Raw genomic sequence first — 14,783 nt, forward strand, 5'->3', positions numbered from 1 at the left:
AATTTATCTAGTTTAATTTAATATGTGGTGAAATATAATCCATTTTTTATTCATTGAGGAGTTATTTTTATGAGAAGAACTAAAAAAAATAAATTAGGAATATACCTTGCGATTGCATCAGGGCTGGTAGTTACTTCCGGAGCAACATTAACTTATGTTTCACTAGTTAATAAAAATCAAAATTTATTAAATAATAGGATTTCGATTATTAAACAGAAGGAACAAGAGATTGAAGTTGCAAAGAAAATACTAATAAAAGCACAGCATACATTAAATAACACTAAAATTAAACAAAAAGATTTAATTAAAAATCTTGATTTAACTAATCAAGAAATAGGTGAATTATCTAGCAAAGATTTTAGTCTTAATCAAACTATAAAACAATTTAAGAATGAAATTAGTAATTTAGATATAAAACTTGCAAATACCTCACTACAACTTGAAAGATCTAAGAAGTTATTAGACCAAACTACTCAAAATAGATTAAATGTAGCATCTGAATTAGAACAAATAAAGAAAAGAATTAAGCAAAAAGAAAACGATATATTCTTAAAACAGGAAGCCATAACAAAAAATGAACTAGCAAAGCAAGAATCTGATAAACAATTAGTTATAGCTAGCGAAAAATTAAAAAACATGAATGAACAACTTATAAAGGCAGTTAATGAGCACATTGCTGCTAAGGAAACGGCGGCAGAGTTTGGTCGTTATATAAGATTTGTTCTCAGACCTAAACATGAAAAAGTACACGAGCAATTTGCTGAAAAAGAAAAGGAATTGGAAAAAGTTCAAAAAGAATATGAATCATTAAAGCAAGATTTAGATCATATAAATGAAAGGAAATCCGAATTAGAGGAACGATTAACTTGATATAGTAAGGATGCTAACAGATGAAAATCTGAGTATGAGGAAACTAATAAAAAATTAAATGAAGCGCTAAAAGATAAAAATAAAAATGTTGAAGAAATAAAAGAGTTGGTTTCTGATGCAGAAGTTTATTACCATGATTTTATGAGTTCAAAGGAAAATATGGATAATATTAAATACCAATTATCGAATCAAGTTCTTGAACAAATTAGTGATTTAAATGAAGAAATTACTTCTGTAGCTAAAAAATTAGAAGACACTGAAAAGCAAGTTCGTATTGCTTACGAAGCCTTTCGAGCTTCGTTTGATGAATATAATAATAAGATTGGTACTAAAAACATAAATAATCAAAAAAAGGTTGCTGAAACTTATAAAGAGCTAACAAAGGCTAGAGAAAATTACAATTATGCCTTAAATAACTTTCAAGCCGCAAACATTTTAGTAGAGCGCAGAACCCAAAAATTTAATCAAGTAAAACAAGAATATATAGACCTATTTAAAGAAAAAGAAACATTAGAATCTAACAAAGCGAAACTTGAAGAAGTTCTAGAAATTGCAAATAAAAAAGAACAAATTATGAACTCAGAAAATCTTAATAAGATTGACAGTGAATATAAAGATTTAAATAAACAAAAAGAAATGTTAATACAAAAATATCAAAATGCTAAAAATGAATTAGCTTCGTTGTTTAAGCAAAAAGAGTCGTTTAAACAGCAAATTATAGATATTCAAGCAAGTGTTGAAAATACGGATAAGACAATTTCATTTTTGGCGACGGATGTATTATCAAAAGCAAAAATATTAGAGCATAAAATTAAGGAATTAGAACAAATAAAAAATAAGCTATCAGTTATTTAAAAATCTATAATAATTAATGAAGTTTATCAATATGAAAACAAAAAATGTTTTAACAAAAAATATCTTGTTATATTTCAAGATGTTTTTTTGTTTTCTAAAACATAAAAATTTTATGATAAACATAGGAAATAAATTAATAGAATACTTTCAATAAACAACTGCCTTCTTGATAGTAAAATCACTAGAAAAAGCTAAAAAGTGCCCTGTTTTAGATGATATTCGTATATATATATATATATATAGTATTATTTATATGGAACATTTAATAATGTTATATTTATTTATATATTGAAAGGATATTAAAAATATGAAATTCTGTGGAAAATGTAATAAGCATTTTGATGAATATGTTAAGTTTTGTCCAATTTGCAGCGCAAATCTTTCTAACAATTCTAATAAGCAAGTAAAGAATAATACACAAAACAATATTTTTGCGATTCTTGGATTGGTTTTTGCGTTTTTTATTCCTTTATTAGGTTTGGCTTTTAGTATTGTTGGTCTTGTACAATCTAAGAATCTTGGAGGATCTGGTAAAGGATTGGCGATAGGTGGTATTGTTGTTTCATTAATATTACCAATTTTAATTATTTCATTAATTTTTGGTCTCGCCTCACACGCAGCTGCTGCTGCTAGCCTGCCTTTTTATAATATTTAATGAAAATTTTAAAATATTTGGATATTTGTCCAAATATTTTAAATTATTGTTTTGTAGTTTAAACTTGTTTTGGTTATAAAAACTTCTAAAAGCTTAAGTTGTAGCAAAAAAATTATTTTTTAAATTCTATAATAGATCCAGTTTCAAATATTTCGCCATCAATTTGCGAAAAATCATTGGTTATATTTTCGATTTTGATTTCATTGCCAAATATTTGTTCAACGTTTTTTATTGCAGTATGCATTCCTGAGTAGACTAGCATAAAAGCACCGAGAAGTTTTGTAATTGCTAAATCATGCACGACAATAACACATAATTTATCAGATAGTATATCAGCATTTGGAGCAATTTTCATTCCTCCGCCATAATAAGGCCCATTCATTACTGAAACAAGATTTATGTTATTAAAAAAATACTCTTTTTTATCAACAGTAATCTTTATGTTGTTTAATCTCTTATATTTTTTTAAACATTCAATTGTTGTTCGAAAAAAAGAACCCCTTGCACCTGACTTCTTTTTTTCATTAACAGTTTTAGCAATTAGAGCATCAATTCCAAAACCAGTTCCATTCAAGAAATATCTATATGTATTTCCTGACTTAATTATTGGCAATTTTTCAATAAACTCATTAATTTTGTAAAGATGTCGCGATTTTTTTTCTGGTTTATGGTGGATCTTAACATTTCGCACAAAATCATTTCCCGTACCCGCCTTATATGCATATATTTCTGGTTTAGCGCACGATTGTTTTAAAGTGTTAATAATATGTGTTAGGGTACCATCACCACCAATGATTATAATTTTATCCTCGTTAGTAAGGCGATCTAACAGGGAATTGTTATTATTGCTACCTGCTACATTGATAATTTTTAAGGAATCCTCGTTCATTATTTTGACGATTTTGGAAACAATATTGAATATTTTCGATTGATTTCTACCTGTTTTTGATAATGAGTTATATAAAACGTATAGCATGGAAGTATTATATAATAATAATCATTAGAAAAAAGTATTAAAAATCCATTTTAAACTTATAATTATAAAAATATGACGAATCCTAAAATTAGAAACTTTGCAATAATTGCACATATTGACCATGGAAAAAGTACATTAGCAGATCGTATTTTGGAACAAACTAATACAATTACAATGCGTGAATCAAAACCTCAAATTCTAGATTCGATGGATCTGGAGCAGGAAAGAGGAATTACTATTAAATTAAATGCTGTTCAGATTAAATATAAGGATTATATTTTTCATTTGATCGATACACCTGGTCATGTTGATTTTACCTATGAAGTAAGTAGGAGTCTAGCAGCCTGTGAGGGGGCTATTTTATTAGTTGATGCAACGCAAGGTATTCAAGCACAAACATTAGCTAACGTTTATTTAGCCATTGAAAATAATCTTGAGATAATACCGGTTATAAACAAGATTGACTTAATTAGTTCAGAACCGGAAAGAGTTAAGAAAGAAATTGAAAGTATAATTGGCATTGATGCAAGTGATGCAATTTTAATTTCAGCTAAAACAGGAAAGAATATCGATAATGTTATTGAAGCAATTATTGAAAGAATACCTGCTCCCAAAGAAGCTGATCCCAACAAGCCTCTTAAAGGTTTGATATTTGATAGTTATTTTGATAATTATCGAGGGGTTGTTATCTATACGCGTATTTTTAATGGCGAAGTAAAACCAGGTGATACCATTTACTTTATGCAAACCAAAAAATCATATATGGTTACAGAATTAGGCGTTAAGAATCCTTATGAAGAAAAAAGAGATAAACTTTCTGCCGGTGAAGTTGGTTGGATCACTGCATCAATTAGGGATGTTAAGGATGTCGCTGTTGGTGACACTATAACTTTGTTAGATAATCCTGTCGATTATCCTCTTGCTGGATATAAAAAAATGAAGCCTGTTGTTTATACTGGATTTTTCCCCGTTGATAACAGGGATTATAACGCCTTAAAGGACGCTTTAGAAAAAATTAGTCTTTCTGATTCTTCAATAATATGAGAACCCGAAACCTCAAAGGCCCTTGGATTTGGCTTTAGAATTGGTTTTCTTGGTCTATTACATATGGACGTTTTACAAGAAAGACTTGAAAGAGAATTTAACATTGATATATTAGCAACTGCCCCTTCTGTGGAATTTGTTGTTACTCTAACAAATGGTGAGGTTGAATATATTACCAATCCTTCATTATTTCCTGATCGTAGTTATATTAAAACTATTGAGGAACCATATATCCGAGCATCAATTATGTTAACTGAGGAATATATTGGGTCTATTATGGAACTTTGTCAATCAAAAAGAGGGAAGTATATTAATATTGAGTATTTAGATGAAAAAAGAAGACGTTTAATATATGAACTTCCACTAAATGAAACTATATTCGATTTTTTTGATCTAATGAAAAGCTACTCAAAAGGTTATGCTTCTTTTGATTATGAACATATTGGCTTAAGAGAAAGCGATCTTGTTAAGGTAGATATAATGTTGAATGGGGAAAAAATTGACGTTTTAGCGCTAATTGCTCATCGTGATTTCGCATACAATAAGAGTCGTGAATTAGCCGAAAAACTTAAGGAGGTAGTACCAAGAAAAAATTTTGAAATTCCGATTCAGGCGGCGATTGGTGGTAAAATTATCGCAAGAGAAACAATTAAGGCTTATCGTAAGGACGTAACTGCTAAACTTTATGGTGGAGATGTTACAAGACGCCAAAAATTGCTAAAGAAGCAAAAAGAGGGCAAAAAAAGAATGAAACAGATCGGTAGTGTTGAGGTGCCACAAGAAGCTTTTTTAGCAATCTTAAAAACAGATAACAATAAAAAATAGGTCATGAGAAAGGACTGCGCTTTTATGGAATTAAAACCAATTATAACCAATAGTTCTCAAAGTAGCGATGTAGTTGCAAAATATTCTGAAATGTTAACTGTTAATAATATGTCAGGTGCAGAAATCAAGACAAAATCATTAAGTTCTAACATTAAAAAAACTCTCGACCCAGAAGGATTAATACCAAATGGAATATATAAGGTTTTCAGAGCTGAAAAATCATTAAAAAAGTTTAGCATATCAGCTTATTTATTTGTATTTTTTTTGGCATTAATATCTTGCTTATTATTTGCATTTGCGCCCTCATTATTTTCTAGTTATCTAAGCAAAGATATTAAATTAGTCCCATGAGGGTGATATGTTTCTCCAATCCTATTTGGATTAATATCGTTAGTCTTACTTATTTTGGATGTAATAGACCTGAATGCACTATCTAAGTCTGTTGATGATTATCGTGAAAAAATAAAACAAGGAATTAGTTTTGCTCCACCTTTTATTGCTTCATTGTATGAAAAACTTATGAGAAGACAAGTTAGAATTACATGATTTGTTGTTGCGATTTTATTTTATGTGGGTTTATTTACTCTTGCCTTTTGAGGCCTTAAGGATGCTCAGTGATGAATTTTGAACTTTAAAGATTGAATACACAAGGCTTTTTCTGACCCAAATTTAGTTATTTATATTCTTTGTGGAATAATGCTTGGGGTTTTACTTTTATTTATTATTGGAACAATCCAAAGAAAAAAAAGAATGGTTGATATTCAAGTTTTTTTTGGCAGTGACGTGATGAGCAATACAGAACTATCAAAAATAAGAGCAGAAGCACATAAGTTTTGAGCTAAAATTTTTTTTATAAGTGTGTTAGTGCTTTTAGTTATACCTATTATAATTTTATTAATTGTTAAAAGAATTATGAAGAGAGGAAGATAAAATATTATGCCTGTATGAGGAATCGTTTTATTAGTAATTTTACCTATCATATTTGGAATTGCTGGTGCTATTTTAGCTATTTTTATAACAAAGAAAAAATTTGAAAAGCAATTAAAAGAAAACCCACCAATCAATGAAAAGATGATTAGAGTTATGTTTCAACAAATGGGTCGCAAGGCTTCTGAATCGCAAATTAGAAGCGTAATGCGTTCGATGAAACAAGCAAAATAGAGTGTGCCAAATAATGAGCACATTCTATTTTTATTATTTATTTATGCGTTATGAAATTTTGTGTTTAATATGCATTATCGATATTTATTATTAAATATTTTTTTTGAATGCTATGAGTATAGTTACTAACAACAAGCTCAATATCAAACCGACGTTTTTAAAATATGATAAGTTAGAATATTATTGATATAATTTAAGTTAAATGTAAATAACTTTGGAGGTATATTAGAATGACAAAAATGAAAGCATTTGTTGTGAGGGGGCCAAAGGATTGATCGATAACAGAAGTGGCTATTCCTAAACCCAAATATAAGGAAGTATTAATAAAAATGGAAACAAGTGGAATATGCCATACTGATTTGCATGCAGCTAATGCTGATTGATTAGTAGATCCAAAATATCCACTCATTCCTGGACATGAAGGGATCGGAATTGTTAGTGAACTTGGAGAAGGATGTACAAGACTTAAAGTTGGTGATCGTGTTGGTTTGGCTTGGCTTCATGACACATGCGGCCATTGTGAGTTTTGTTTAACCGGAAGAGAAACTCTATGTCCTAACCAAAATATGACTGCTTATACAAAAGATGGCACATTTGCTGAATATGCTATTGGTCATGAGGATTATGTAGCAATTATTCCTGAAAAATTTGATATTGTTTCTGGCGCGCCAATTATTTGTGCTGGTGTTACAACATATAAGGCTTTAAAGAGAACTAACATTAAACCTAATAATTATGTAGCGGTTATAGGTGTTGGTGGATTAGGTCAACTTGCAATTCAATATGCAAATGCAATGGGATATAAGGCTATTGGAATAGATATTAGCGATGATAAGGTTGACTTAGCATTGAAGACTAAGGCGGTTGCTGCCTTTAATTCACGAAAAGATCCTGATTTTATAAGTAAAATTATGCAGTTAACAAACGGTGGAGTTCATGCTGTTATCAACACTTCAGTGCATCCGACAGCAGCCGAACAAGGAATGGCAATATTACGGCGTGGTGGACGCCAAGTTTTGGTGGGATTGCCGGCCAAGGATGCTATGGGAAAGGTTGATATTAATGTTTCTATTTTTTGAACTGTTCTGTTAGAAAAAGAATTGGTTGGTTCAATTGTAGGAACTAGACAAGATCTTAAAGAAGCCATTGAATATGCAGCTGAGGGAAAGGTAAAATCAGAAGTTACAAAAATTGTTAAACTTGAAGATGTTGAAGAAATTTTTGAAAAACTTGAAAAAGGCGAATTTCTCGGAAGAGCAGTTATTGATTTTAGAACAAAATAATTTTTTTAAAAATATACCAAGTAGAATAATATAAGTCTCTATAATACTACTCAATTAATATGAGTAGTATTTTTAAAAAATGAATATAAATGTTAAATTGTAACAAAAATGATCCATCTATTATATATAGTAAAATGTTATCGGTGATTTTATTATGTGCGAAATAGAATTAAACTATTTTCACTTAAATCCTTTCATAAAAAAATTCGGACCCGAATATTTTTACCTCATTAAACTATATAAATTTTTATTCATTTTTTCTTCTATTATTTTCTTGATGTATTCGCTGGAAATTTAATATTCTGTATTTATGAATACAAAATGTTTTTTAGAGAAGTAATTAAGATTTTTAGCCAATATTTTTCCCAGTACTCCGTTATCTTATAAATATTCTTTATTTACATTTTTAAAAAATAAATCATTTTTTAGCCCGACCGATCTTCTTCATCTTTCGAACTCTACTTTGTGACTTAAGCTGGCGTTTTTTCTATTATTCTGTATGAATTCGTAATCTCTTAGAATTGCAAAGCATATATCAATTTTTAGTTGTATTAATAAAAGGAATTTGTATTTGGTTTTATAAAATAAATTTCATTTAATTTTTTGTGATTTTGTAAAAAAATTCATATTGATCAAAACCTTAGAAATAAAAAGTCATCAATCATATGTCTATCAATTAAACACTTGTCAAATTGTTGCATATTTTTAATTTGTTCTAGTCTATACTTGAAAAATATTTTTTGGTTTTATACCCATTCTTTTTCAAATCATTCATATAGTTTAGAAAAATGCTTGTATCAGTCAGTCTTTTGTCAATAATTTTAATACCGTGCTCATTTAGAAAAGGAGCAATATTTTTTATAACAGTAGATTTTTTGCTTGCTCCCATTTCTGAAAATGTAATTCTTAATGTTGTTCTCCTTGAAGTTGCAAAATATAGATATAATGAAATTGAAAAATGGATAATGTTTATGATCAAAGCATCGAAATTTGGAAAGGCAACACCAGAGAAAAACGCAAGGCATATTATGCTTTTAAACATCATACAATTTACGAATCTTTAAGATCTAACGCCATTATTGTTGAAGCGGCTACTGATATTGAATTTAATGTTGCTAACAGTATAACAGACACTAATTTATATTTAAAATTTGAGCCAAATTCTAAATAATTTATATTGAATATTTTTCCTAATATATTGTTGGTAAATGGGTTTGAAAAGTAAAATATTACAAAGAAAATTAAAAAATATAACACAAATAATAGTGACGAATATAATGAACTTCTTGGTTCACTTATTTTGAAATTTTTCTTGATTTTTTTATTAATTAATATCGATATCAATATTGCTATATAAATGAATTATAGAATTCCATCAATGACTAAGCCATTTGCAAATGAAAAGAATGCGTATAAAATTGCATTGAGTATTTCGGTTAAATATACCGTTGTTTTTTTCTTTGCAAATCAATATATTGAAATAACTCCTAAAAACCCCGATAAGGCAACAAAAATATTTGTTATCTTTTTTATAATGAGATCAGAGAGCTCCATATAAATGTTTTGGTGTCAATATTAAATATTGAAAAAATAAAAAGAACCAGTACGATTATGATAAAAAAAGAAATTTTAATTTTTTCTTCTATTTTTAATAATTTGTTTCATTTATTTTAAAGGAGTAGGTGCTTAGATTGTTTAATATCTGTATATTGCGGTTAATAATTGTAGTTAAAAAATAATAATAAAAATACAAATACGCCTTAATTTAAGATGTATTTGTATTTTTTTATACTTAAACTGGGAAATAATTTTGAATATTTATATTGAATTTATTTGATTAGTTATTAGTCGAGTTTATCATTGGCTTTGAATAATTCATCATCTAATTTTTGAATTTTTCTTTCTTTTGCCATTTTGTTTAAAATATCAAGAACGTAATTTTTTTGTTGTAGGTTTGAAACTTGTGTTTTAATTCTATTTGATAATTCTCTACAGAAATCATCTAAGCTAATTGTAATATAAGAATTTTCTAATATTGTTATAAATAGATCACGCAATTCATATGGATGGATATCAAAAATTGATCTTTTTGTTTCTTTTGAAAAGCTTTCTCTAAATTTAAAATTGAAATCAGGGAAAGAAGGAACTATGAATAGGTATTCATCTTTGCTACCCAGTCCATATGCTAATTTGCTTGCTAACATTTTAACACCATTTGTTAAACGATCTTCGCGTAGTAATTTTTTAACGATACCTTCATAAGTTTTATAAGGCAATGCACCTGCAACTGAAAATAGTTGAGCAATAATAAGACTTCTTTCTCCTTGATATGATTTTAAAAATTTTAAACTATTCATTTCAATAAATTTATCTAGATCAGGAAATGCTGGGAAAGTTGCTTGTTCATTTTCACGTTCATTTAGTTCTATTGTGAATGATTTTGTCATTTCTTCGTTGTCTTCTGATTCGTCAGCCGAATTAGTGTTGTTATATAATTCTTGCAATTTATTTAAAATAATGTTAACTTGTGCATCGGGGTTTTTGAATCAGTCGGTTGATCAAATTCTGTGAATATTTCAACCTCTTGCTTCTAACACTTCCTGTCTTAATCTATCACGATCACGTGTTGTTTTTGAAGAGTGATAGGTTGATCCATCGCATTCTATTCCTAGAATATATTTGTTTGGATTATTTTTATGAACCACTGCTAAATCAATTCTAAATCCTGATGATCCGACTTGTGTTTTTAAAGCCAAACCTTGTTCAGTAAGTTTATCATAAACTTGTTGTTCGAAAAGTGATTCAACACCTCCGCTCGTTTCTTTTAAATCTTCTAGGGTGTTTATTCCGAATTCAGCGTTTTTAATGAATTTTTCAAGAAGTTTAACACCTCTTTGTTCACTTCTGAATCAATTAACTTCATGACTTTTGAATGATGATATAAGAATTAAACCTTTTTTGGCACGAGATATTGCAACATTAAGTCTTTTATATCCGGATTCGCTGTTATTTATTGCTCCAAAGTTTACACTAACTTCACCGTTTGCGTTCCTTTTATTATCTAGCAAGAATAATATGATATCTCTTTCATCGCCTTGAACTGTTTCAATGTTTTTAACAAAAAATGCATCTTCTCTATCTTCATCAAAATAAAATTTTAAATGTGGATTATCATGAATGAATTTATCCATTTCTCTTTCGAATTGATTTAATACTTCGGCGTTAAACACAACAACACCGATTGAATATTTGTTTTGATACTTTTCAATAATGTCTTTTATTGTTTTCCTTGCTTCTTCAAATAATGTGTTTGTTTCGCCAATATATTTATTTGGTTTTGCGTAAAGGAATCTTAATCCTTCGATATCATTAGGTTGTTTAGAGTTAGGGAATGTTATTAAGTCTTTATAAATTTCTTTATTTGATGTATAAATTAATTCTTCAAATTTTGAACGATAGTGTCATTTTAGTCTAATTGAGTTAAGGCTAGCTTCAGCTAAATTTAAAAGTGAATCATAGCCATCTGAAAAGTTATCTGTTGAATCCTCGACTTCAAGAAAACCTTCTTCATTTTCTGCTGATGAAAAGAAGTTTGATGGAGGCATTTGTTCTTTATCTCCAACGACTATAACTTGTTTAGCTCTAAATAATGAACTTATAGCACTTTCGGGTCTAATTTGAGATGCCTCGTCAAATATAACTGTATCAAATGTATAGTCAACATCTTTAAAGAAGTTACTTACTGTTAGAGGAGAAAGCATTAAACAAGGTTTTATATTTAAAATAAGTTCAAGCGCTTTTTCAAAAAACTTCTTAAAAGGCATAATGGCACGAGTTTTACTGCTTTCTTTTTTAAGCAACATATACTGACTATTAGCAGCGGCGAAGAATAAACTAGATTTAATTCTTTTATCATTTTCTAAAATAATTTTATCTCTTGCCAAAGTATTAGCTTCTTTGTCTTTTCCTTTAAATACATTTACACATTGATTTAGTAAAACTGTATCTGCATTTGAAATTTCAGTTTGAATAATAGTTTCTGTTAGTTTTTCATAGAATTTTCTAAGATAAATGTTTTCAAAATTGCTATCTATATTGTTTGAAATAATGGCTTCAATGAAAGAACTTTGGCCTAAATCGGCAAGCCTATTTTTTGCGCTAATGAAACTTATGTAGCTAGTTATTGAATCCATATTTGTCAATAATGTTATTGTTTTAGATAGAAAATCATCTAGTGATACTGTTTTAAAATTTACAATATTATTGTCGAATAAGGAACCAAAAAATTCAATATTTTCACATAGTGTGTTTAAATTATTTATATTTGTCTTTATTGATTCTTTGTTTTGATTATAAGTTTTTACATACGCATTGAATATTGTTAGGATATCATTATTATTTTGTTTAATAAACTCAAGACTGGTTAAAACTTCATTAACTTTATCAATATTGAAGTTGTCTAAATTTAGATTTATTTTGTTTATTAGTTCATTAAATTTTGTGTCCAATTCTTTTATTTCAGCGAATTTTTTAGCCTCATCAAGGATTCTTAATTTTCACAGATTTTCAGGTTCATATACATTTTGTTTTTTGAAATAACTTCTGTATTGTCTTCACGTTTTTGAAAAAACCCTAAAAGGGTTAAATTTGTTTTTGTTAAGTGTTGAATAAACTTCTATAGCATCATTAGTTTCAAAAAATTCTAAATTCTTTCAAATTTTAGATTGGGTTTCGTATTTAGCGGTTTTGTCATTGAACACACTAATAATTTCTTTTAAATTTATTATTTCTAAATCAATACCGCCATTTAAATAGTTTGAAATATCCTTGAAGTTATTATTTTCAATGAAGTTTGCAACAAATTTTATATTTAAAGTATGTTTAGAAAATTCATTATAAAAGTCGTTTGGTTGTGCAAAAATATTCAAGTTTTTGATTCAAGTAGCAATATTTTTTGAATGATCTTTTAAGAAAAATAGTTTTTCCTCAATCTCATCTTTTTCTTTAAATTTAATTGTATCCTTTAATAAACCGTACCATGGATGTTGTTTAAAATTAAAATCTATGTTCTTCAGTGAATGTTCAAATGACTGAATTGTATTCTTAATATTTTCAAAATCTTCACCATTAATAGACATTATATTATTAATACTGAATCTTATGTTTGGGAAGTCATTTAATGAAAAATATTTACCAATATATTCGTAAAGATTTTTGTATTGAGGTTCTCTTTTTCTTAATAAGATTTCTCCATATTTTTCTAAAAAATCTTTGCTTCTTTGATAGTTAGAAATCAATGTTTGAATATTGTTGTCATCGATTTCATATAATCTTGCCTCTTCGATTGATTTATTAATATCTCTTAATATTTCTTTTTTATCGACTTTTGTGTCGTGAATAGGCATTGCATACTTTTCCAATTTAATTTTTTTAAGGTTGTTGAAAACGACTTGAAGAGCAGCATTTTTTTCAGCAACAAAAAGAATCTTTTTACCTCTTGTTATAAGTTCGGTAATAATATTTGTAATTGTTTGGGATTTACCTGTTCCAGGAGGTCCTTGTAAGATGAAACTTTTTCCTTCAATGGCATTTTGAATGGCGATTTCTTGTGAAGAATCTGAGTTAAGAATTTTATATTGATTTTGAATATCAATCTTTTGGTTTATATTTGTTTCATTAATATTAGATATATCTGTTGCATCGTCAATTTCAGCGCTGATCATTCTTTTGAAAAATTCACTTTCAGATATTTTCTCAATATTTTGTTCAATATCTTTGTAGATGTATATATTACTAAAATCAAATGTAGATAAATAAATATCTTTTGTAATTTCTCATCTTTTATCGCTAATTTGGCCTAGAATTTTTTCAGCATATTCATCAAACATTTCATTGGCATTATTATTTGAAGGTTCAAATGTAAAGTCAGCATTAAAACTATTTTTCATTTTACGTACTAATGTTTCATTTTGAATAAAATCATTTTCCGCTTTTCTTGTAATTCTTCAACCTGATGTATTGCTATCTTTTTTAATTTCTACTGGATAGAATAATAAAGGAGCGTAATTTGGCTCATATGAAGTTGTTGACTCGTATCACTTCACTAAACCAAATGTCATATAAGCAATATCAATTGAATATTCCTCTCTAAAAGTTCTTGCCTTTTTCTCAATTTTCTTAATTGTTTCTAAAAATATAGACTCACCAAATTCTGGATAAAGTTGATTTTTCTTGATAGTTGTTTGTTGCTCAATATCTTCTAAATTATGTGAATATAAAGCTTCATATCCGTATTGGCTTTCTGTATATTTTCTAACTTGGTCATAAATCGCCAATGGGAATACTTCTTTTTCAGTGTTATTGAACAATTCTAGTAATGAATAAAAGTCAGGATAAACTATTTTTAATTTATTGGGAATGGTCTTTTTTAAAGAGATACCAATATTTAAGGATTTGTTTCTTAAAGTTAAGTCAAGTAATTTTGTTTTTCAATGATTAATATTTTTTATTAGTTTTTCTTTTTTGATATTATCGATCATGTCTTTTAATCCCATTTCTATGTACATTTAATACTGTATTAAATTTAGATTGTTATTGCTGGTTTTATGTTTAAAATACTTTCAATAATGATTTTTTTTATACAGCTTAAACTTTTAATGATTTTTATAATTTTATAACTAATTATAAAAATATACAAAAAGTGCTGATTTGCTTAAAAAAACGGCACTTTTTTTACTTTTATGCGTTAAATTGCATGTTAATTCTTAATCAAATCGCAACATTTTTATAGTTTAAAAATGTTTATTAAACTTATGATATTAAATTTATTTTTTAAGCTTTATTCATATTTTGATTGGTTGGTAAACAAAATTTTTTAAACCCACTTTTGCGGACAATAGAATAGAATTAAAAATCTACTTAAAGTATTCAGAAAGGTTATTATCCACTTCTTTAATTGCGTTTTTAAACATTGATTTTAAGTGGTTCATTTCTTCTTTTAAACCTGATGTATTTAATTTAAATCTTTCTAAATTTCTAATCAAGTAATTAAACTTGTTCGTAAATGTCGAAACTACTGACTTATGCGTTACGACTATCAAACTCAATTTATAAG

The 14,783-nt window shown here is 27.8% G+C and carries 12 protein-coding genes; 8 read left to right on the forward strand and 4 right to left on the reverse strand.

Annotation, left to right across the window (positions count from 1 at the left end; translation table 4 throughout):
* Positions 1-69 precede the first annotated feature (69 nt).
* Positions 70-1,725: a hypothetical protein gene (locus ACWXVJ_RS01105; protein ID WP_455966165.1), complete on the forward strand. Its 1,656-nt coding sequence runs from the start codon at positions 70-72 to the stop codon at positions 1,723-1,725.
* 307 nt (positions 1,726-2,032) lie between these two features.
* Entirely contained in the window at positions 2,033-2,380 is a 348-nt protein-coding gene (locus ACWXVJ_RS01110) for a hypothetical protein (protein ID WP_455966167.1), read from the forward strand.
* Between the two features lie 112 nt (positions 2,381-2,492).
* Here the strand turns inward: ACWXVJ_RS01110 and ACWXVJ_RS01115 are convergent, their stop codons facing one another.
* Positions 2,493-3,356 carry a diacylglycerol kinase family protein gene (locus ACWXVJ_RS01115; protein ID WP_455966169.1) on the reverse strand — a complete coding sequence of 288 codons (864 nt, stop codon included), beginning with the start codon at positions 3,354-3,356 and terminating at the stop codon, positions 2,493-2,495.
* Between the two features lie 72 nt (positions 3,357-3,428).
* Between ACWXVJ_RS01115 and lepA the strand changes: the two genes are divergently transcribed.
* The 4 genes from lepA (at position 3,429) to adhP (ending at position 7,669) form a co-directional block, all read left to right on the forward strand.
* Positions 3,429-5,225: a translation elongation factor 4 gene (gene lepA / locus ACWXVJ_RS01120; protein ID WP_455966171.1), complete on the forward strand. Its 1,797-nt coding sequence runs from the start codon at positions 3,429-3,431 to the stop codon at positions 5,223-5,225.
* 3 nt (positions 5,226-5,228) lie between these two features.
* On the forward strand, positions 5,229-6,155 hold the full coding sequence (locus ACWXVJ_RS01125; protein WP_455966173.1) for an MSC_0882 family membrane protein: 927 nt from the start codon (positions 5,229-5,231) through the stop codon (positions 6,153-6,155).
* Positions 6,156-6,161: 6 nt separating this feature from the next.
* Complete coding sequence (locus tag ACWXVJ_RS01130; RefSeq protein WP_455966175.1) at positions 6,162-6,386, forward strand: YneF family protein; 225 nt, start codon at positions 6,162-6,164, stop codon at positions 6,384-6,386.
* Positions 6,387-6,616: 230 nt separating this feature from the next.
* On the forward strand, positions 6,617-7,669 hold the full coding sequence (gene adhP, locus ACWXVJ_RS01135) for an alcohol dehydrogenase AdhP (RefSeq protein WP_455966177.1): 1,053 nt from the start codon (positions 6,617-6,619) through the stop codon (positions 7,667-7,669).
* A gap of 715 nt (positions 7,670-8,384) precedes the next feature.
* On the opposite strand, the gene ACWXVJ_RS01140 is transcribed toward adhP, so the two are convergent.
* Positions 8,385-8,558 carry a hypothetical protein gene (locus tag ACWXVJ_RS01140; RefSeq protein WP_455966179.1) on the reverse strand — a complete coding sequence of 58 codons (174 nt, stop codon included), beginning with the start codon at positions 8,556-8,558 and terminating at the stop codon, positions 8,385-8,387.
* Positions 8,559-8,627: 69 nt separating this feature from the next.
* Between ACWXVJ_RS01140 and ACWXVJ_RS01145 the strand changes: the two genes are divergently transcribed.
* Both ACWXVJ_RS01145 and ACWXVJ_RS01150 read left to right on the forward strand, forming a co-directional pair.
* On the forward strand, positions 8,628-8,840 hold the full coding sequence (locus ACWXVJ_RS01145; RefSeq protein ID WP_455966181.1) for a hypothetical protein: 213 nt from the start codon (positions 8,628-8,630) through the stop codon (positions 8,838-8,840).
* A 186-nt stretch (positions 8,841-9,026) separates the two neighbouring features.
* On the forward strand, positions 9,027-9,227 hold the full coding sequence (locus ACWXVJ_RS01150) for a hypothetical protein (protein WP_438340360.1): 201 nt from the start codon (positions 9,027-9,029) through the stop codon (positions 9,225-9,227).
* Between the two features lie 286 nt (positions 9,228-9,513).
* On the opposite strand, the gene ACWXVJ_RS01155 is transcribed toward ACWXVJ_RS01150, so the two are convergent.
* Positions 9,514-14,235 carry a DUF4011 domain-containing protein gene (locus tag ACWXVJ_RS01155; RefSeq protein ID WP_455966183.1) on the reverse strand — a complete coding sequence of 1,574 codons (4,722 nt, stop codon included), beginning with the start codon at positions 14,233-14,235 and terminating at the stop codon, positions 9,514-9,516.
* A gap of 348 nt (positions 14,236-14,583) precedes the next feature.
* The coding region (locus ACWXVJ_RS01160; protein WP_455966185.1) for a hypothetical protein at positions 14,584-14,783 on the reverse strand (200 nt) is incomplete at its 5' end.

This window comes from Mycoplasma sp. 773 (assembly GCF_053851515.1).